The sequence below is a fragment of the Streptomyces sp. NPDC058257 genome (assembly GCF_042881845.1).
Taxonomy (GTDB): Bacteria; Actinomycetota; Actinomycetes; order Streptomycetales; family Streptomycetaceae; genus Streptomyces.
Genome location: NZ_JBHVXJ010000003.1, coordinates 609,025 through 628,870 on the forward strand (window position 1 = coordinate 609,025; position 19,846 = coordinate 628,870).

The 19,846-nt window shown below is 70.4% G+C and carries 18 protein-coding genes; 4 read left to right on the forward strand and 14 right to left on the reverse strand.

Going from position 1 to position 19,846, the window contains the following annotated elements; translation table 11 throughout:
* Positions 1-56 precede the first annotated feature (56 nt).
* Complete coding sequence (locus ACFVXC_RS11785) at positions 57-887, forward strand: hypothetical protein (RefSeq protein ID WP_389904466.1); 831 nt, start codon at positions 57-59, stop codon at positions 885-887.
* A 59-nt stretch (positions 888-946) separates the two neighbouring features.
* On the opposite strand, the gene ACFVXC_RS11790 is transcribed toward ACFVXC_RS11785, so the two are convergent.
* Positions 947-2,431, reverse strand: coding sequence for a PLP-dependent aminotransferase family protein (locus ACFVXC_RS11790; RefSeq protein WP_389904162.1), 1,485 nt, complete (start codon positions 2,429-2,431; stop codon positions 947-949).
* Between the two features lie 47 nt (positions 2,432-2,478).
* On the opposite strand from ACFVXC_RS11790, the gene ACFVXC_RS11795 reads away from it, so the two are divergent.
* Genes ACFVXC_RS11795 through ACFVXC_RS11805 form a run of 3 tightly spaced genes read left to right on the forward strand, consistent with a single transcriptional unit; the run spans position 2,479 to position 4,225 of the window.
* Positions 2,479-3,012 carry a carboxymuconolactone decarboxylase family protein gene (locus ACFVXC_RS11795; RefSeq protein WP_389904164.1) on the forward strand — a complete coding sequence of 178 codons (534 nt, stop codon included), beginning with the start codon at positions 2,479-2,481 and terminating at the stop codon, positions 3,010-3,012.
* Entirely contained in the window at positions 3,009-3,500 is a 492-nt protein-coding gene (locus ACFVXC_RS11800) for a carboxymuconolactone decarboxylase family protein (protein ID WP_389904167.1), read from the forward strand. The genes ACFVXC_RS11795 and ACFVXC_RS11800 overlap by 4 nt, the downstream gene beginning before the upstream one ends.
* Complete coding sequence (locus ACFVXC_RS11805; protein WP_389904169.1) at positions 3,497-4,225, forward strand: isocitrate lyase/phosphoenolpyruvate mutase family protein; 729 nt, start codon at positions 3,497-3,499, stop codon at positions 4,223-4,225. The genes ACFVXC_RS11800 and ACFVXC_RS11805 overlap by 4 nt, the downstream gene beginning before the upstream one ends.
* Positions 4,226-4,354: 129 nt before the next feature.
* Here the strand turns inward: ACFVXC_RS11805 and ACFVXC_RS11810 are convergent, their stop codons facing one another.
* The 13 genes from ACFVXC_RS11810 to ACFVXC_RS11870 form a co-directional block, all read right to left on the reverse strand.
* A complete protein-coding gene (locus tag ACFVXC_RS11810) occupies positions 4,355-5,317 on the reverse strand; it encodes a glycine betaine ABC transporter substrate-binding protein (protein ID WP_389904171.1) in 963 nt (320 codons plus the stop codon).
* 57 nt (positions 5,318-5,374) lie between these two features.
* The gene (locus ACFVXC_RS11815; protein ID WP_389904174.1) at positions 5,375-7,390 is read right to left on the reverse strand and encodes an ABC transporter permease; all 2,016 of its coding nucleotides are present in this window, start codon (positions 7,388-7,390) and stop codon (positions 5,375-5,377) included.
* Complete coding sequence (locus tag ACFVXC_RS11820) at positions 7,387-8,481, reverse strand: glycine betaine/L-proline ABC transporter ATP-binding protein (RefSeq protein WP_389904177.1); 1,095 nt, start codon at positions 8,479-8,481, stop codon at positions 7,387-7,389. Before ACFVXC_RS11820 ends, ACFVXC_RS11815 begins: the two co-directional genes overlap by 4 nt.
* Complete coding sequence (locus ACFVXC_RS11825) at positions 8,478-10,016, reverse strand: GMC family oxidoreductase (RefSeq protein WP_389904180.1); 1,539 nt, start codon at positions 10,014-10,016, stop codon at positions 8,478-8,480. The genes ACFVXC_RS11820 and ACFVXC_RS11825 overlap by 4 nt, the downstream gene beginning before the upstream one ends.
* Before the next feature lie 137 nt (positions 10,017-10,153).
* Positions 10,154-11,683: an aldehyde dehydrogenase family protein gene (locus ACFVXC_RS11830; RefSeq protein ID WP_389904183.1), complete on the reverse strand. Its 1,530-nt coding sequence runs from the start codon at positions 11,681-11,683 to the stop codon at positions 10,154-10,156.
* Positions 11,684-11,827: 144 nt separating this feature from the next.
* Positions 11,828-12,412 (reverse strand): hypothetical protein, encoded by a 585-nt coding sequence (locus ACFVXC_RS11835; RefSeq protein WP_389904185.1) that lies wholly within the window; start codon positions 12,410-12,412, stop codon positions 11,828-11,830.
* Positions 12,409-12,657, reverse strand: a complete 249-nt coding sequence (locus ACFVXC_RS11840; RefSeq protein ID WP_389904188.1) for a helix-turn-helix transcriptional regulator — start codon at positions 12,655-12,657, stop codon at positions 12,409-12,411. Before ACFVXC_RS11840 ends, ACFVXC_RS11835 begins: the two co-directional genes overlap by 4 nt.
* Positions 12,658-12,715: 58 nt before the next feature.
* Positions 12,716-13,486: a hypothetical protein gene (locus ACFVXC_RS11845; protein WP_389904190.1), complete on the reverse strand. Its 771-nt coding sequence runs from the start codon at positions 13,484-13,486 to the stop codon at positions 12,716-12,718.
* A 10-nt stretch (positions 13,487-13,496) separates the two neighbouring features.
* Positions 13,497-13,907 (reverse strand): hypothetical protein, encoded by a 411-nt coding sequence (locus tag ACFVXC_RS11850; protein WP_389904193.1) that lies wholly within the window; start codon positions 13,905-13,907, stop codon positions 13,497-13,499.
* Positions 13,904-15,739 carry a hypothetical protein gene (locus ACFVXC_RS11855; RefSeq protein ID WP_389904195.1) on the reverse strand — a complete coding sequence of 612 codons (1,836 nt, stop codon included), beginning with the start codon at positions 15,737-15,739 and terminating at the stop codon, positions 13,904-13,906. The genes ACFVXC_RS11850 and ACFVXC_RS11855 overlap by 4 nt, the downstream gene beginning before the upstream one ends.
* Positions 15,740-15,927: 188 nt before the next feature.
* Positions 15,928-16,917 (reverse strand): malate dehydrogenase, encoded by a 990-nt coding sequence (locus tag ACFVXC_RS11860; protein ID WP_389904196.1) that lies wholly within the window; start codon positions 16,915-16,917, stop codon positions 15,928-15,930.
* A 419-nt stretch (positions 16,918-17,336) separates the two neighbouring features.
* Entirely contained in the window at positions 17,337-18,518 is a 1,182-nt protein-coding gene (locus ACFVXC_RS11865) for an XRE family transcriptional regulator (RefSeq protein WP_389904198.1), read from the reverse strand.
* 601 nt (positions 18,519-19,119) lie between these two features.
* Positions 19,120-19,845, reverse strand: coding sequence for a response regulator (locus ACFVXC_RS11870; RefSeq protein ID WP_389904201.1), 726 nt, complete (start codon positions 19,843-19,845; stop codon positions 19,120-19,122).
* Position 19,846: the final 1 nt, after the last annotated feature.

Genomic DNA, 19,846 nt, shown 5'->3' on the forward strand with positions numbered 1-19,846 from the left:
ATGCCAAACGGCTCAAGCGAATCCCTTTCCTCTAGAGTCACTTCGTGTCTCTTGGGATGATTTGCGCGCTCGGTTCAGCGGTCTGCTTCGGCACGGCCTCCGTCTTCCAGGCCGTCGCCGCCCGCGCCACGGCGCCGGGAACGGGGTCCGGGGTCGATCCCGCGCTGCTGCTGCGCGCGGTGAAGCAGTGGCGGTACGTCGTGGGGCTCGGGCTCGACGGGCTCGGGTTCCTGCTGCAGATCGTGGCGTTGCGCTCCATCCCGATCTACGCCGTCGGGGCGGCGCTCGCCGCCAGCCTCGCCGTCACGGCCGTGGTGGCCTCGCGGTTGCTGCGGGTGCGGTTGAGCGGGGTGGAGTGGGCCGCTGTGGGGGTGGTGTGCGCGGGGCTCGCGATGCTGGGGCTCGCTTCGGGGGACGAGGGCGCGGGCGTCGGATCGACGACTCTGCGGTACGCGATGCTGGGTGTGGCGGTGGGGGTGCTGCTGCTCGGCGCGGTGGCGGGGCGGCTGCCCGGGCGGGGGCGGGCGCTGGCTCTGGGGCTCGGCGCCGGGCTCGGGTTCGGGGTGGTGGAGGTGGCGGTGCGGCTGATCGACGATGTCTCGCCGGGGGCGTTGGTGAGGAACCCTGCCTGCTATGCGCTGCTGGTGGGTGGGGGTGCGGCGTTTCTGTTGCTCACCTCCGCGTTGCAGCGGGGGTCGGTGACGACCGCTACCGCGGGGATGGTCGTCGGGGAGACGATCGGGCCCGCGGTGGTGGGCGTGGTGTGGTTGGGGGACCGGACTCGGGGCGGGTTGGAGTGGCTCGCGGTGCTTGGGTTCGTGGTCGCTGTGGTGGGGGCGTTGGCGTTGGCGCGGTTCGGGGAGGCGCCGGTGGAAGAGGCTCCGTAGGCGCAGGCACGGCGGGGCGTTCCCCGATCCCGCCCCGGCCGCCGGTGAGCTGCCGCGCCCTACGGCAGCACCCTGCACAACGCGTCCAGCGCCCCCGCCCACGCGTGGTCCGGCGGCGTCCCGTAACCCACCACCAGCGCGTCCCGCCCCGGAACCCGCGCGGCCGGGTGGCGGAAGGCGGACAGGCCCTGCACTCCGAGGCGTTGCCAGCTCGCCGCCTGCACCACCGACTTCTCGGTTCCCGGCGGCAGTTCGAGCACCGCGTGCAGGCCCGCAGCGATCCCCGTGGCCCGTACCTCCGGCGCCCGTGCGGCCAGAGCGGCGACCAGTTGGTCCCGGCGGCGCCGGTAGCGCAGGCGGACACCCCGCACATGACGGTCGTACGCGCCCGACGTGATGAACTCCGCGAGCGTCAGCTGGTCCAGCGCCCCGCACCCCCATTCCGCGCCCCCCTTCGCCTCGATGACCTCGGCGGCGATCGGCGCGGGAAGGACCATCCAGCCGAGCCGCAGGCCGGGGGCCAGGGACTTGCTCGCCGTGCCGAGGTAGACCACGCGGTCGGGGTCGAGACCCTGGAGCGCGCCCACCGGCTGCCTGTCGTAGCGGAACTCCCCGTCGTAGTCGTCCTCCAGGATCAGTCCGCCCTCGCGCCGCGCCCAGTCGACGGCGGCAGCACGCCGGTCGGGGTGCAGCGGGTCCCCCATCGGGAACTGATGCGCGGGCGTCAGGAGCGCCACCTTCGCCGAACCGGAGCCGGAGCCGGAGCCCGCCCCAGCCCCAGCCCCAGCCCCAGCCCCTGACTTTGCCCTTGCCCTTGGCCTTGCCCTTGACCCCAACTCAGTCGTGGACGTGCCCAGTTCGTCGAAGGGCAGCGGCCTCGTCCGCAGCCCCGCCCGCTTCAGCAGGTTCCAGTGCACATCGAGGCCGTACGACTCGACCGCCATCTCCCGCAGGCCACGCGCCCACAGCACACCGCCGAGCAGCCTCAGCCCCTGCGCGAACCCGGCGCAGACGACGATGCGGTCCGGGTCCGTGTGCACGCCGCGTGCTCGGGCGAGGTAGTCGGCGAGGGCGGTGCGCAGCTCGATCCGGCCGCGCGGGTCGCCGTAGCCGAGCGCGTCGTTCGGGGCGGCGGACATGGCCCGCCGGGCGGCCTTGAGCCAGGCGGCGCGCGGGAAGGAGGCGAGGTCGGGGGTGCCCGGCTTCAGGTCGTACGTCGGACCGGCGGCGGCCCTGCGGCGCGGTGCGGGTTCGACGGGGCGCGGCACGTCCCGTTCGGCGACACGGGTGCCCGAGCCCTGGCGGGCGGTGAGCCAGCCCTCGGCGACGAGGTCCGCGTACGCGTCGGCGACGGTGTTGCGGGCGATGCCCAGGTCGACGGCGAGGGAGCGGGACGAGGGCAGGCGCGTTCCGGGAGCGAGCCTGCCGCCGCGCACCGCCTCGCGCAGGGCGTCCGTGAGGCCCTTGCGCACGCCGGAGCGCGTCGCGTCGCCGTTCGTCTCCAGGTGGAGGTCGACGCCCAAAGTGGCCCAAGAATCTTCCATGGGAATGGACCATACCGTTGGGCTACTGGAGTCGTACGGTCGATGGCATGACGAAGGACGAGAACACGACGAACGAGAACACACGGACCGGAGAACCGGACACGGAATACCTCCACGAGCACGCGCCCCGCCTCGACTGGCACCAGCACGCCCCCGAGGTCTTCAAGGCGATGATCCGGCTCGACGCGGCCGCCCGTAAGGGCGTCGACCCGGTGATCCTGGAACTCGTCAAGATCCGCGCCTCGCAGCTCAACCACTGCGCGCTCTGCCTCGACATGCACAGCAAGGACGCCCTGGCGGCGGGCGAGAGCGTCGAGCGGATCATCCAGCTCAGCGCCTGGGAGGAGTCGGCGCACTACTACACGGCGAAGGAGATCGCCGCCCTTGAGCTGACCGAGGCGATCACCGTCCTGACGGACGGCTTCGTGCCGGACGCGGTGTACGACAAGGCCGCGGCCCTCTTCAAGGAGGAAGAGCTGACGCAGCTCATCGCCGCGATCACGGTCATCAACGCGTGGAACCGCTTCGGCGTCTCGACACGCCAGGCGCCGGGTCACTACACGGCCGGAGACCACAAGTGAGCGCCGACGCCTCCCGCACCCGGACCTCCCACCTCGACAAGGGCGTCGGGACCGCCCTCGCCGGGGTGGGCGCCGCCGCGAAGCGCGGTCTTGGCGACCCCGTGCTCGCCGAGCTCGTGATGATGCGCGCCTCGCAGATCAACGCCTGCGCGTTCTGCCTCGACATGCACATGGACATCGCCGTGCGGAACGGCGAGACGCCGAAGCGGATCGCGCTGCTCAACGCCTGGTCGGAGGCGGGTGAGGTCTTCAGCGAGCGCGAGCGCGCCGCCCTCGCGCTGACCGAGGCGGTCACCGTGCTGACAGGGGGCACCTCCCAGGCTTTCGGCTCTGGGGGAGGGTTCGTCCCTGACGAGGCGTACGGGGCTGCGGCCAAGCACTTCGACGAGGCCGAACTCGCCCACCTCATCGGGGTCATCACCGTCATCAACAGCTGGAACCGGCTGATGGTCAGCCGCCGCATCGAGCCGGGCGGGTACACGCCATGAGCCTCGTGGACGAGTTCCGCTCGCTGCATCAGGGGCGTGCGCCCGGCGACCCGCTGGTCCTTCCCGGGCCGTGGGACGCCGCCAGCGCACGGGTCTTCGAGGAGGCCGGATTCCCGGCCCTCGCCACGCCGAGCGCGGGGGTCGCGGCGTCGCTGGGGTACGCGGACGGTGAGGTGCCGCCGGACGAGATGTTCGCGGCGGTGGCCCGGATCGTGCGGTCGGTCTCCGCGTCCGTGCCGGTGTCCGCGGACATCGAGGACGGCTACGGCCTGGCGCCGAAGGAGCTGGTGGAGCGGCTCCTGGAGACGGGCGCGGTCGGCTGCAATCTGGAGGACTCCTCGGGCGGGGCCCTGAAGGATCCGCGCGAGCAGGCGGACTGGCTGGCGGAGGTACGTTCCGTCGCGGGCGACCGGGTGTTCGTCAACGCCCGGGTGGACACGTTCGTCCGGGGTGTCGCGGACCCCGCGCGGGCCGTCGAACGGGCCCGTCTCTACGTGGCGGCGGGCGCGGACTGCGTCTATCCGATCTTCGCGCCGCCCGAAGCGCTGCCGCGGCTGCGGGCGGGTATCGAGGGCCCCGTCAATGTGGGCGCGAAGCCGGACGGCCCCTCCCTGTCGGATCTCGGCCGACTGGGCGCCACGCGCATCACGTTCGGGCCCGGTCTGCTGGTCCGTACGACGGCGGCGCTGCGGGAGATCGCCGGAGGCCTCAGAGGGACCGCGTGACGCAGATGTGGCGGTGCCGGGTGTCCTTCGCGAAGGACACCCGGCACCGCCACACCGCCACACCGACGCGTTCGGCCGTTCGGCCGTTCAGTCGTTCGGCCGTTCAGTCGCTGACTGAATTCGGCGACGTCACTTCTTCGGGATCCACTTCTCCCACGTCGCCTTGTTGTCCTTGATCCACTTCTGGGCCGCGGCCTCGCCGGACATCTTGTCCTTGGCGATCGACTTGGCGACCTCGTTCTGCTGGTCGGTCGTCCACTTGAAGTTCTTCAGGAACTCCGCCGCCTTGCCGCCGTCCTTGGCGAAGTCGGCGTTGAAGTACTTCTGGAGCGGGGTGTTGGCGTAGCCGCAGTCGGTCTTGGCCTCGGGCACGTTGCAGCCTTCCTTGAACGGCGGCAGCTTCACCTCGACCATGTCCATGTCGGCGTTCGCCCACAGGGGCTCCCACCAGTAGCTGATGAAGGGCTCCTTGGCGGCGTACTTGCGCTGGATCTCCTTGATCTGCGCGGCCTCGTTGCCGGTGTCCTTGATCTTGTAGTTCAGCTTGAGGTTCTTGATCAGGAACTCGTCGTACGTGGTGTACGAGGGAGCCGCGCCGATGAACTCGCCCTTGCCGCCACTGCGGTTGCTCTTGAAGTCCTTGGCGAACTTGTTGAGGTTCTTGTAGTCGAGAATCTCGGGGTGCTTGTCCGCGTAGTACTTCGGCACGTACCAGCCGATGTGCCCGGTGACGCCCAGGTCGCCGCCCTTGACGACCGTCTTCTTCTGGTCGATGTAGAGCTTCTGCTTCTTGGGCTGGCCGTTCCAGTCCTCAAGGATCGCGTCGGCCTTGCCGTTGTTCAGCGCGTCCCAGGCGATCGGCTCGTCGAGCTGCTGCAGGTCGACCTTCTTGACGCCGACCTCGTCCTCCAGGAGCGCCTTGGCGACCTCGGCGTTGGCGCGCGCGCCGACCCAGGAGGGCACCGTGAGGGTGACCTCGTCGGAGCTGCCCGAGGACTTGGTGTCGGCGGCGCTACATGCGCTGAGCGCCACCATGGACGCGGCGCCGAGAGCGGCGATGACGGCTGTACGTATCCGCTTGCTGGAGTTCACCTGATTGTTCCCTTACGTAGCAGGAGGGCGGGATGACGGAGAGGGGCAGACCGTACGTCAGCGCAGTGCGCGTTCCTTGACGTCGGCGCCGGGCTGGGAGATGCGGTCGAGGAGCACACCGAGGCAGACGATCGCGATACCGGCCGTCATGCCGAGACCGAGGTCGCCCTTGGTGAGGCCCTTGACCACGTCCACGCCGAGCGCGCCGCCGCCGATCATGCCGCCGATGACGACCATGGAGAGGACGAGCACGACACCCTGGTTGAGGGCGACGAGCAGCGCGGGACGGGCCAGCGGCAGTTGGACCTGCCAGAGCTGCTGGCCGGTGGAGGCGCCGAGCGAGCGGGACGCCTCCAGAGCCGATGGGTCGATCTGGCGGATGCCCTGGGCCGTGATGCGGATGACGGCGGGCAGCGCGTAGATGACCGAGGCCACGGCGGCGGCCGCGGGGTTGCTGCCGAAGAGCGCGATCATCGGGATCAGATAGATGAACGCCGGCAGGGTCTGCATGGTGTCGAGCACCGGCCGGATGCCCCGCTCCACCCAGGAGACGCGGGCCGCGAGCACACCGATGGCGAAGCCCAGGATCAGCGTGACCACCAGGGCCGCGAGTACCTGCGAGAGCGTGTCCATCGAGCGGTTCCACAGGCCCATCACGCCGATCGCGGCGAGCGCGAGTACGACGGTGACCGCCGCACGCCAGCGGCCCGCGAGATAGGCGAGGGCACCGGCCACCAGGAGCACCGCCCACCACGGGGTCGCGAGCAGGGCGTCGAACAGCGGGTTGATGCCCCAGGTGATGAAGCCGTTCGCCCAGGTGAGCGTGCCGCCGATGACCGGGATGCCGGAGCCGAGCTCGCGCTCGATCCAGCCGACGGCCTCGTTGATCGGCTGAGAGAAGGAGACGACCCAGTTCTCGGGCCACTCCGTGCGGCCGAGCGCCTGGCCGATGACGGTGGCGGCCACGACCACGGCGGCCATGGAGGCCCACAGGACGCGCGTCGCGAAGGCGCTGCGCGCGGGTGCCGAGTCGTCGACACGTTCGCCGAACGCCGCGGTCGTGCGGTCCAGCCAGATGGCGATCAGCACGATCGCGATACCGGCCGGTGCCGCGAGGCCCACGTCGAGAGTGGAGATCGCCTGGAAGATCGGGTCACCCAGACCGCCTGCGCCGACCACCGTGGCGAGCACGACCATCGAAAGACACATCATGATCGTCTGGTTGAGGCCGAGCAGCATCGGCTTGCGGGCCAGCGGGAGGCGGGCCGTCCACAGCCGCTGCCAGGCGTTGGCGCCAAGCGACTGGGAGGCCTCAAGGGCAGCCGCGTCGGCGCCGCGCAGGCCCAGCGAGGTGAGCCGGGCCATCGGCGGGGCGGCGTAGATGACGGTCGCCATGAAGACGGCCGGGGTGCCGACGTCGAACATCAACACGAAGGGCAGCAGGTAGGAGAAGGCCGGAAGCACCTGCATGGTGTCGAAGACAGGCCGCAGGATGCGCTCGGCGCGGTCCGAGAGCCCGGCCGCGAGGCCGAGAAGCACGCCGACAAGACCCGCGACGGCCACACAGACGACCATCAGGGCGACGGTCTCCATCGCCTTTTCCCACACGTCGAGCACGCCGATCACGGCGAAGGTGCCGAAGGCGATGCCCGCGAGGGTCAGCGAGCGGCGGCGCAGTCCTGCCCCGCCCGCGTACCAGGAGATGAGCACGGCGGCGGCGATCACACCGATGAAGCCGAGGCTCTCCAGGCCGCTGAACACACCGTCCACCGAGGACTGCGCGGTGTTGCTGATGTGCAGCAGGAAGTACAGGAAGATCGGGCTGGTGTCGCGGTTCTCCGCCATCCAGGTGTTGACGTCGTCGAGCGGCGAGCGCACGTCGAAGGTCAGGTCGGATGGCCAGACGCCGTTGGCGGTGACGGCCGCCGAGACGACCGCGACAAGGAGGGCGCACAGCAGTACGACGGCTTTGGGGTTCCGTACGAACCTGGCGAGCGGCCCGGGTTCCGCGGGAGGACCCGGCGGGGAGACGCCGTCCTTCTTTTCGAGGACGGAAGTCGGGGCGGCGCTCATACCGCTGCCACCTCCTTGTCCTGCGGGTCACTGTCGAGGCCCGCGACCACGGCGAGCAGCTGCTCGTGGTCGACGATGCCGACGGTGCGGCCACCGTCCACGACGCGGCAGTGCTCGCCGCTGCGCGCGACGGCCTCGATCGCGTCGACGACAAGGGTGTCCGGACCGATCGCGGCACCGGACTCGGCCTCGTCGCCCACGGCGGGGCGCATGGCACGGCGTACGGAGATGACCTGCTCGCGCGACACGTCCTGGACGAAGTCGCGGACGTAGTCGTCGGCCGGGTTGGCGACGATCTCCTCGGGAGTGCCGAGCTGCACGATGGCGCCGTCCCGCATCAGCATGATGCGATCGCCCAGGCGCAGCGCCTCGCTCAGGTCGTGGGTGATGAAGACCATCGTGCGGCCCTCTTCACGGTGCAGGCGGATGACCTCTTCCTGCATGTCCCGCCTGATCAGCGGGTCGAGTGCGCTGAACGGCTCGTCGAAGAGCAGCACTTCGGGGTCGACGGCGAGGGCGCGGGCCAGGCCGACGCGCTGCTGCTGGCCGCCGGAGAGCTGCGTGGGGCGGCGGTCCTCCAGGCCTTCGAGGCCGACCTTGGCGACGACCTCCATGGCCTTGGCCCGGCGCTCGGCCTTGCCCATGCCCTGGATCTCCAGGCCGTAGGCGACGTTGTCGAGGACCGAGCGGTGCGGAAGGAGGCCGAAGTTCTGGAAGACCATCGCGGCCTTGTGACGGCGCAGTTCACGCAGCTGGTTCTTGTCCATGGCGAGCACGTCCTGGCTGTCCATGGATATGGATCCGCTGGTCGGCTCGATGAGCCGGGTCAGGGTCCGCACCAGCGTGGACTTACCGGATCCTGAGAGGCCCATGACAACGAAGACCTCGCCGCGCTGGACGTCGAAACTGACGTCCCGCACGGCGGCCGTGCAGCCGGTGCGCTCGCGCAGTTCGGACGGGGAAAGGCTCGCGTACTCCTCATTGCCCGGGACGCGCTCGGCCTTGGGGCCGAAGACCTTCCACAAGTCCCGGACGACGAACACGGGCGCCGCGGGCTCGGGGGCGGGTGTCTTGTCAGTGGTGGTGGTCATCGGACATCACTCCCGGTCAGCAGTTCCGCGCACTTTTCCCCGACCATCAGCACTCCGATCATCGGGTTCACGGCAGGCATGGTCGGGAAGACCGATGCGTCCGCGATTCGAATTCCCTCAAGGCCCCGGATCCTCAGCTCCGGGTCGACTACTGCAAGTTCATCAGTGGAAGCGCCCATTCGGCAGGTTCCCGCAGGGTGATACACGGTATGGGCGGCCTTGCGCACCAGCTCGCTGATCTCGGCGTCGTCGGTGACGTCAGGACCAGGGAAGACCTCACGCTTGAGCCACTTGGCGAAGGGCTCGGCCTGTGCGACCTTGCGGGCCAGTTTGATGCCGTCGACGAGAGTCTGCCCGTCGTAGTCACTTTCGTCCTCGAAGTACTTGAAGTCGAGAGCAGGCTTTACTTCCGGGTCGTCCGATGTCAGATAGATACGTCCGCGTGCCCGAGACTTTGTGATGTTCGGCGTCATCGAGACGCCGTGCTCCGGACGTTCGTAGCCCAGGCGCTCCGGATTGTCCGTGAACGGGATCTGGTAGAAGTGGAACATCAGGTCCGGGCCCTTGTGGTCCGGGTCCCGCTTCACGAACAGGCCCGCGTCGGAGTCCATCGCGGAGTTGCCGGGGATCGGCCCGTTGGTCTCCCAGACGATGACCGACTCGGGGTGGTCGATGAGGTTCTCGCCGACGCCCGGCAGGTCGTGCACGACGGGGATGCCGAGTGCTTCGAGATCCCCCGCGGGGCCGATGCCGGAGTGCATGAGCAGCCGCGGGGTGTCGACGGCGCCCGCGCAGACGAGCACCTCGCGGCGGGCGGTGAGCAGTTGCTCCGCGCCGTCCTTCGCACGGATGCGGACGCCGCGCGCGCTCGTGCCCTCGAACTCCAGCTTCGTGGCCCAGGTCTCCAGGAAGAGGTGGAGGTTCGGCCGGTCACCGGCCTCCATGTGGGGGTGGAGGTAGGCGACGGACGCGGAGGAGCGCTTGTTGTTCTCCGGGTGGTACGAGAGGTCGAAGAAGCCGACGCCCTCGTCGAAGGGCTTGTCGTTGAAGCCGATGACCTCGGGGACGCCGAGTGCGCTCTGCGCCGCCTCGACCCAGTCCGTGGCGATCTGGTTCTGGTCCTTCTTGGCGACGCGCACGACGTTGTTGCGCAGCTTGCCGAAGAAGGGGTCCATCGCGGCGGCGCCCCAGCCGGTGGCGCCCGCCTCTTCCCACTCGTCCCAGTCGGACGGCAGCGGCTTGAACGAGATCAGGGTGTTGTGCGACGAACAGCCGCCGAGGACCTTGGCACGGCTGTGCAGGATGTGCGAGTTGCCGCGCGGCTGCTCGGTGGTCGTGTAGCCGTAGTCGAGTTCGCCGCCGAGGAGGCCGAGCCATCGGCGCAGCGTGAGGACGTCCTCGCGGTCGATGTCGCTCGGGCCGCCCTCGATGACGGCGACGGTGACGTCCGGGTTCTCGGTGAGGCGGGACGCGATCACCGAACCTGCGGTGCCGCCGCCGACGATGACGTAGTCGTACTCGGTGGTCTCAGCCATGCGTGCTGCTCCTCTTCCTGCGAGGTGTGGTGCAAGGTGCTCGCGCTTATTGAGCGGGGGGTGCTCGGACGTTCGGACATGCATACGTGCGCGGGGGCGGGACCGCCGCCCCCGCGCACGCCTCTACGCAGTGGGCCTCAGCCCGCGAACCAGCGGACGGGCTGCGGTGCGAGGTTCTGGTAGATGTGCTTGGACTCGCGGTACTCGGCGAGCCCGGCGGGTCCGAGCTCGCGCCCGACGCCGCTCTTGCCGAAGCCGCCCCACTCCGCCTGCGGCAGGTAGGGGTGGAAGTCGTTGATCCAGATCGTGCCGTGGCGCAGGCGCCTGGCCATACGGCGGCCGAGGCCCGCGTCGTTGGTCCAGACGGCGCCCGCGAGACCGTACTCGGTGTCGTTGGCGAGCGCGACGGCCTCGTCCTCGGTGCGGAAGGTCTCGACGGTCAGGACCGGGCCGAAGACCTCTTCGCGTACGACCTTCATCTCGCGGTGGCACTGGTCGAGCACGGTCGGCTCGTAGAAGTAGCCGGTCGCGGGGCGGACTTCGCTGGGCTCGGGGCGCTTGCCGCCGTTGCGCAGGACCGCGCCCTCCTCCAGTGCGGAGGCCACGTACATCTCGGTCTTCTCGCGCTGCTGCCGCGAGACGAGCGGGCCGCACTCGACGCCGTCCTCGGTGCCGCGGCCGAGCTTGATGCGGCTCGCGCGGCGGGCGAGTTCGGCGACGAAGCGCTCGCGCACCGACTCCTCGATGATGAGGCGGCCACCGGCGGAGCAGACCTGCCCGCTGTGGATGAAGGCGGCGTTCAGCGCCTGGTCGACGGCGGTGTCGAAGCCCTCTTCGGTGGCGCAGGCGTCGGCGAAGACGACGTTCGGGTTCTTGCCGCCGAGCTCCAGGGCGACCTTCTTGACGCCGAGGGCCGCGGCCTGCGCGACCTTGGTGCCGGAGACGAGGCCGCCGGTGAAGGAGACCAGGTCGACGTCGGGGTGGTCGGACAGGCGCGCGCCGACGGTGTGGCCGGGCCCGGTCACGATGTTCGCGACACCGGCCGGGAGCCCCGCCTCGACGAGCAGCTCGATCAGCGCGACCGTCGTCAGCGGAGTGACCTCACTCGGCTTGATGACGAAGGTGTTGCCCGCGGCGAGCGCGGGGGCGACCTTCCAGCTGGCCTGGAGGAGCGGGTAGTTCCAGGGCGTGATCATCGTGCAGACGCCGACCGGCTCGTGCACGACGACGCTGTGGATGTCGTCGGACCCGGCGTCGACGACGCGGCCCGCGCCCTCGCCGATCACCAGGTCGGCGAAGTACCGGAAGGCGTCGGCGACGCAGTCGACGTCGACGCGGCCCTCCTCGACGGTCTTGCCGGCGTCGCGGCTCTCCAGGAGCCCGATCTTCTCCCGGTCGCGTACGAGGAGGTCCGCCACGCGGCGCAGCAGCGCGGCCCGTTCGGCGACCGGCGTGGCCGGCCACGGTCCGTGGTCGAACGCCTCACGTGCGGCGGCGATGGCCGCGTCGGTGTCCTCGGTGCCGCCCTCGGCGATCAGTGCGAACGGCTTGGCATCCGCCGGGTCGAGGATCTCGCGCGTGGCGCCGGAGAGGGCGTTTCGCCACTCTCCGCCCACATGGATGGTCTGTTGTGCGGACACGTCCCGTTTGCCTTCCGTTCCTGTCATTCGCCCCGCCTGTCACTCGCGGTAGCCGGGTCCACCTGCCCTGAGGGGGAGGAACCATGCGCATTACATAACCGAAAGTGCTCTGTGTCACTGCGCGTGTGGGCACTTGGAGCGAAAGGTGCGTAGAGGAAGGGTTTGCGCTCCCTACCTGTCGACCTCGTCGAGATCGAGGTCGCGGTCGCGGTCGACGTCGGGATCGAGGTCCGCGGGCTCGTCCCGCACGGCGAGCCCCGCCACCCACAGCGGCATCAGCCAGTGCACGACGAACGCGGTGAAGAGCACGGGGAAGAGCAGCTCCTCCGTGTCCCATTCCTGATTGGCCGCGACCCCCGCACCGACGGCGGCGGCGAGGAGCAGCCACAGCATGATCTGGCGGGCGTGCGCCGCGACCCGGAACCGCTCCGCCTGCTGCCGCTCGTCGAGGGCGCGTTCGCGCAGTTCGAGGAGGCCGCGCGTGGAGGCGTTGATGACGCCGGTGGCCACACACCACGGCAGGACGAGCCCGAGCATCGTCCACATCGCCCAGCGCTGATGGCCGACGACCGTGAGGAGCCAGGCCGCGACGCTCGCCACGGTCAGGGCGATATGGGCGCCGACCGCTATCCGCCTGCGCGTGGCCGTGGCGTACATCGGCGCCCCCTCGCGCCGGTTCATGATCGCGAGCATCCGCCGGTCGTACCCGGTCATCTCCCGCGCCCGTGCCTCCCGCACCCGCTGGTGGTCCGTCATCCCTGACTCCTCCCGTAGACCTCGTCCGTGAGCGGGCGGAACGGCTCGAGGGAGAACAGTGCCTCCACCGGAAGACCGAAGAACTCCGCGATCTTCAACGCCAGGTCGAGGCTCGGGTTGTACTGCCCGCGCTCGATGTAGCCGATGGTCTGGTAGTGGACCCCCACCGCCTCGGCGAGGCTCTGGCGCGACACCTTTCGCTCCGCGCGCACCATCGCCAACCTGTTGTGCACCTGCTCACTCATGTATAAGAAGTACTACATCTATGAGCATGTGCGCAACGGGCAGTGGGTCGAAGCCAGTTCAGTAGGAGCCCGGCGCGGGGCAGGTCTCGTCCGGAGGGCAGAACCACGACAGGGCGGTCGACATGAACTTCTCCTCGTCGTCCCTGCCGTCCGCGTCGGAGCCGTACACCGCGAGGGCGTAGAGATTGCCGTCCACCGCCTGGAAGCGATGGTCGATGACATGCCACCCGCCGATGTCCGGCTCCCCCTTGAACCGGTCGGCCACGTAGTCGAGCCGGGCGGCGGGGCGGCCGTCGTCGTCCGTGCGCTCCAGCGGGGCGAGCTGCTCGAAGCCGCCGGGCATCGGCGTCTCGTCGAGCCAGGTCCGCAGCGATTCGTAGGGCGAGGCCTCCCCCACCCTGTACACCTGAAGCCGCCGGTCCCCCTTCGGGCTGCGGTAGTTGACGACGTCGTAGCCCTCACCCGGCGAGATCACGTCACGGACCCAGCCCCGCGGGACGGCGAGGCGGTAGCCCTCCTTGTCGTTCACCTCCTCGTACGGGGCGGGCGGTACGCCCGCGGGCGAGGGCGCCGCGGTGTCGCCGCCCTCGGCGTCCACGTCCGCTCCGCGCGCGGGCTGATCGAGCACTGTGAGGTACCCCGTCGGCCGCGGCTCGTCCTTCCAGCCGAGCGCCCAGGCGCCGAAGACCAGGCCGCACACCGCGAGGAGCGCCACGGCGCCGCGCTGCGCCTTGCTCTGGCGCACCGCGTCCCGGTCGTGCAGCTCGGCGATCCGCCGCTCCTGCTCATGGCCGACCCACTCCTGGCGGTCGTCGTCGAAGATCAGCACCGCTCGTCACTCAGCCCGCGATCTGGGCGATCGCCTGAAGTACGGCTGTCACGGACGCGGCTGTCGCCGCGGCCGCGCCGTACTGTTCGAGGCGGGTACGGAGCCTGCCGAGCAGCCGCCTTTCACCGTGGCCGGAGCGGCTGATCTCCCCCTCCACCTCGCCCAGTTCGGCGTCGAGCACCTCGTCCTCGGCCGTGCGCCCGGCCGCCCGGCCAAGCTCGCCGCGGAGCGCCCGGACCTGCGTGAGCAGGTGCTGCTGCCTCGGATCGGACACCACCACCGTGTGGTTGGTGGACTCGGCCCTGCCGTGCGCGCCGAAGGCCTGCGAGCCGCCGGTGATCGAACCGATCTGGACGTGCGCACCGCCGCCGTCGCCTCCGCCGCCGTTGTCCCCGCCGCCGTTGTCCCCGCCGCCGCTCATGCCGTGCTCCTCTCGCTGTGCGTGGCCTGGCCGTGGGATCCGGTGGCGAGTGCGCCGCCGGACATCTCCGAGATGTAGACCCCGCTGTTGTTGATCTGCGTGATGTTCTGTTCGAGGCGGTCCGTGCGGAAGCCGCCGGCCCGCAGCGCGTCACGGACGCCCTCACCGATGCGGTCCTGGAGGGTGCGGGTGTAGCGGGCGACGTCCATCTCCTGGAAGAGCGAGAGGTCGTCGGTGCTCGCCAGTTGGCGCAGCGAAACCAGCGGGGCGTCCGGCGGCGCCTGCCCGGGGCGGTCGAGCCCGAGCCGGGAGCACAGGGACCGCAGGAGCTGCGCGGCGGGCGGCGCGGGGATCCTCACGCCTTCGGACGTGGCCGCGGGCTGGACCAGCCACAGCCGGAAGGAGGGAATGAGGGAGGGCAGCGCGCGCAGGGCGGCGATGCCGATCGCCACGCCGACCGCGGGGCCGTCGACGCAGGCGCGCAGGGCGTCGCGGACCGGGCCTTCCGGCTCGCGGGCCACGATCGTGTCGACCTCGCGGAACTCGGGGACGATCGGCCCGAGCACGTGCGGCACCACTTCGAGGACCAGCATGCCGCCCTGGGTGTGCACCCTGACCAGGAGCGAGACGACGACCTGTTCGTTCCAGGCGCCGACCCGGATCCGCAGGAAGTGGCGGCGCGCCTCGCCGCCCTCGCCCGCGGCCCGTTCGAGATGCCGGGCGGCCTGCCCGGCGTCGTAGGGCCCGGCGGTCTCGTACCCCTGTCCGGTGTAGAGCCGCTCGTCGCGGCCCACGCCCGCGGGGAGGTAGACGAACTCCTCGATCTCCAGGTCACGAAGCCGGTCCACGCTGGTGGCGGCGGACCGGCGCAGGTCCTTCAGGCGTGGCTCGATCATCTTGATGACCTCGCGGGCGGCCAGCGTCTCGTACACGCGCTGGGACGGCACCACGCCGATCCCGCCGTCCTTCTCCTTCTCGGCGCGCCGCAGTTCGAGCACGACCGACCACGGCTTGCGGGGCTTTCCGGCGCCCACGAAGGGGCGGTTGGCGTCGTAGAGGGTCACCGGTGCGTTCTGCTCGCGTTGGATGCACTCGGCGATGCGCGAGAACCGTGGGGGGATCCCGGGCTGTTCGGTCTCGGCGAAGGCCTGCCGGGCGAGGTGCGTGCGCAGGATCCGCTTGCCCAGGAACTGATGGCGCCAGACCACGGCCGCGATGAGCAGCGGGAAGATCACCGGGTACGGGGTTTCCTTGATCACGGCGAGCGCCGAGAAACCGTACGCGGCGGCGCACCACCACACGAACACGGTCACCAGCCAGCCGATCCTGCGCCGCAGCCAGGCCAGCGGTGCCGGAAGCTCCATCCGCCGCAGTGTCCCGCCGTCCGTACCCCGGCCCGAGACGACCCGGCCCAGCCAGAGGAGCAGGACCACAGCCGCGTACGCGATCGCCCAGCCGCCCGGCAGAAGGGCGCCGAACATGCCGGACGGGCCCGAGTCGACGACGCCGTGCGGGTCGAGGGCGAGCAGCGCCAGGTCCGCACCCGATACTCCCGAATCGCCGCCCCTGGCGTCTTCGAGGGCGTCCCACACCATCACCGCGTCGGCGACGAGGAACCCGGTCCACACGGCTGCCAGGAGCAGCGCGGTGAACAGTTCCTCGCGCCGGGCGCGCAGGGCGTGCGCGAGCACCGGGAGCACATCGGCACCGAGCGGCGGCGCCACGGGGCGCTCCGCGTGGCCGACGAGTTCTGAGACGACCTTCCTGCGAAACACCGCGTCCAGGTGGACGCCCGCGCACAGCAGTCTGGTGGCCTCGGTGTTACCTGCCATGGCCAACTCCGTCAGGATGAAGCGGAATTGGAGAGTAACGGAGCGTGTGCACCCTGACCACGGAAAGCTGATTTTGCCCCTCGGGCGAGCGAATGAACGCACTTCGCCCCCGGCTGCCGATCGAGTGGCTGCCGGGGGCGAGAGGGCGTGCTCAAGGGGCGTACCAAGGGGCCGCGCCAGGGGTCGTACTAGATGAGGCCGAGGCCGCGAACCGCCTCGCGCTCCTCGGTGAGCTCCTGCACGGACGCGTCGATGCGCTTGCGCGAGAAGTCGTTGATCTCCAGACCCTGGACGATCTCGTACTTGCCGTCCTTGGTGGTGACGGGGAAGGAGGAGATGAGGCCCTCCGGAACGCCGTACGAACCGTCCGACGGGATACCCATGGAGGTCCAGTCACCGGCGCCCGTGCCGTTCACCCACGTGTGGACGTGGTCGATGGCGGCGTTGGCGGCGGAGGCGGCCGAGGACGCGCCACGGGCCTCGATGATCGCGGCGCCGCGCTTGGCGACGGTCGGGATGAAGTCGTCGGCGAGCCAGGACTGGTCGCCCACGACGTCCGCGGCGTTCTTGCCGGCGATCTCCGCGTGGAAGATGTCGGGGTACTGGGTGGCCGAGTGGTTGCCCCAGATGGTGAGGCGCTTGATGTCGGAGACCGGGGCGCCGGTCTTCTTCGACAGCTGCGAGAGCGCGCGGTTGTGGTCCAGGCGGGTCATCGCGGTGAAGCGCTCGGCCGGTACGTCCGGGGCGGCGGCCTGCGCGATGAGCGCGTTGGTGTTGGCCGGGTTGCCCACGACGAGGACCTTGATGTCGTCCGCGGCGTTGTCGTTGATCGCCTTGCCCTGCGGCTTGAAGATGCCGCCGTTGGCGGAGAGCAGGTCGCCGCGCTCCATGCCCTTGGTGCGGGGGCGGGCGCCGACGAGGAGGGCGACGTTGGTGCCGGAGAAGGCGACGTTCGGGTCGTCGCTGATCTCGATCGAGTTCAGCAGCGGGAAGGCACAGTCGTCGAGCTCCATGGCGGTGCCCTCGGCGGCCTTCAGGGCCGGAGTGATCTCCAGGAGGCGAAGGTTGACCGGCACGTCCGCGCCGAGCAGGTGGCCGGAGGCGATGCGGAAGAGCAGCGCGTAGCCGATCTGGCCGGCCGCGCCGGTGACGGTGACATTCACGGGAGTGCGGGTCATGGCGATCTCCGTAAGACAGCTGGCGGTGGGGGTCCCTGCCCCTTGTGCTGGATCCCCTGCCGACGCCCTCGTCGATCGCCTCTCGATGATCGATCTCTTGGCATCAAGAGAGATCCGCCGTCAGGCTATCGCGCCCCGCCGACCCCCGAACCCCGGGAGGGTGTGGCCCACCCCACAGAGGCCCTCCGGCCACCCCGCAGAGATCGTCCGAGCGCCCTGTCCCGGCCCCACAAAAATTCAACGAAAAAGACACGCATGGCTTCCGAACGCGAGGGCACACGGAGCAGTACCCCCACGGGAGTGGTCACACCCCCGGGCGGCCACCACGCTCCCCCCCCTGTGGTGGCCGCCATCTTCATCTCCCGCCGTGCGGCCACCCCCGCCTTCTGATGGGGGGCGTCTAGTTCGTACAGCCGGTGCTATTTCGTGCAGCCGGTCTGGCCGGCCTTGAGCGTCGCGCAGGCCTTCGCCGACGCACCGTCCTTCACGGCCACCATCGGCGTGTACGCGTCGAAGTCCGCGTTCACGGTCCCGTTCTCCTTGGCGGCGCCCTCGCCGGTAATGGTGACCTTGTCGCCCGGCGCCGCCTGCGTGATGCGCGCCCAGGCCGCCCCGCACGTCTTGCTGTAGCGGACCTCGACCAGCGCCTTGCCCACCGTCGCGCGTGTCGTCGTGCTCGCCAACTCGCCGCCGCAGCCCATGGTCTCGGGGTCCTTGCCGGTGCAGCTCTCGCCGGTGCACTCGACGCCCGGGGGCAGGTCCTTGTCGCTCTTGGTCGGTGTCGCCGACGGCTTGGCGCTCTCGTCGCTCTTGCCGTCCTTGCCGAAGTCCGTCAGGAAGACGGCGACGGCTATGACGACGAGCGCGCCGACGACACCCGCGAGGAACATCGTCAGCTTCCTGCGCCGCCGCTGCCGGTCGGGGGAGTCCCCGCCGTCGCCCGGCCCGTGCGGGCCGGGCTGCGCCGTGACGGCCCCCAGGTCGCCCGCGCCCGCGCCCCCGCCCGCAGGTCCGTACGACGGCATCTGCGGCGGGATCGTGGGCGAGACGCCCGCGGGGCCCGCGACTCCGGTGACGCTCCCGCCCGTACGGCCGGAGCGGCCAGACCAGTCGGAACGGTCGGAACGGTCGGAACGGTCGGGACGGTCGGGACGGTCGGCGGAATCGATACCGGTGCCGGTACCGGCGCCCGCGCCTGAACCCGCGCCCGCGCCGTTGCGTGCCGCGCCGCTGCTCCCCTTGCCGCCCGGCGGGTTCGGCCCCAGCTCTCCGAGCGCGGCCCGCGCCTGGGAGATCCGGATGGCCTGCATGGTCATGTCGTGCCGTGCCTCGGAGCGGCTCCACGCACGCTCGGCGAGTTCCCACATGGTGATGAGGTGGACGGGGTTGGTGCCCGTCACCTCTGCAAGCGCGACGATCGCACCCTTGGGGGCGAGAAGCCGTCCGTTCAGATAGCGCTCCCACGACGTTTTGCTGTACCCGGTGCGGTCCGACACCGCGGCAATGCTCAGACCACTCCGGTCGACGAGCCTGCGCAGCTGACTGGCGAACTCCCTGACCTGCGGGTCGAGCTCATCCGGTAGCGCCTTCCAACGAGGCATTACTCCCCCTATTCCCCCCGTACGTGCCTACTTGCCCCCGCGCGTGGTTCCCCCCGCTCTGCCCATGAGACAGCCCCCGCTGCTCCTGTCATGGGCTACCCAGAGGGATGCCGGAAGTCAGGATGTCAGTTCCCGGACCGGGGGCGCACGGGAGCATTCGGGCCACTGGCGTGCACCGTCGCACTCCTTGCGGTCCAACGTCCAGTGTCCCACCGCCGACCCAGCCCACGACGCGGAACCCCAGGTAGCGAACCGGGACGTCCTACAGCGTCCCGATCGCACGCGTCAGCCCTTCTGCGAAATACCCCGCGGCGGTCGCAGCGGGTCCACGAAACGCCCTCCACGGAGGCGCCTTCTGTTGCGGGCCGCGAACACCGTGGCGGAATGGTCACCTCCGTGCCACAGGGGCAAGGCAGCCCTTGTATGGAATTAGTAAGGGCACGACGCTGGATTCCGTTGGAACGGCGGCCTCCCCGCCAGACCGGCGGCGCTCGTCCTCCCACGGGGGAGAGGACGGGCGCCGTCTTCTCTTCCGCTTCTGGGGCCCGCCGTGTTCATTGCCGCTTCTGGGGGCCCGCCGTGTTGGGGACCCGCCGTCCCCTCAGCGACCGCCGCCGCCCGGCGTGACGAGGCCCGTCTCGTACGCCACCACCACCGCCTGCGCCCTGCTGCCCAGGTCGAGTTTGGTCATCGTGCGGTTGAGGTGGGTCTTGACGGTGGCCTCGCTGATGTACAGGTGATCGGCGATGTCCGCGTTGGACAGGCCCGTGGCGATCAGCTTCAGGACCTCGACCTCGCGCAGGGTCAACGCCTTCAGGTCGGGCGGCGGTTTGGCCGAGCCACCGGTCCCGGACCCGGACCCGGACCCGGGTCCAGTCCCGGTCCCGGTCCCGGTCCCGGACTGCCGGGCGAAGGCCTCGACGAGGCGGCAGGTGACACTGGGCGCGAAGAGCGCGTCGCCGCCGCCGACGGCGGCCACCGCGGCGAGCAGGCGCTCGGGCCCGGAGTCCTTGAGCAGGAAGCCCGACGCTCCGGCCCGCAGCGCCCCGTACACGTACTCGTCGAGATCGAACGTGGTGAGGACCAGGACGCGCGGCGCCGGTTCGGGCGCGCCGGCGAGGATCTTCTCGGTGGCCACGATGCCGCTCATGCCGGGCATGCGGATGTCCATCAGGATCACATCGGGCCGGGTCGTCGCGGCGAGCGCGACGGCTTCCGCCCCGTCACCCGCCTCACCGACGACCTCGATGCCGGGCGCGGCACGCAGCAGCCCCACGAGGCCTGCCCGGATGAGGAACTGGTCGTCGACCACGAGCACCCTGGTCATT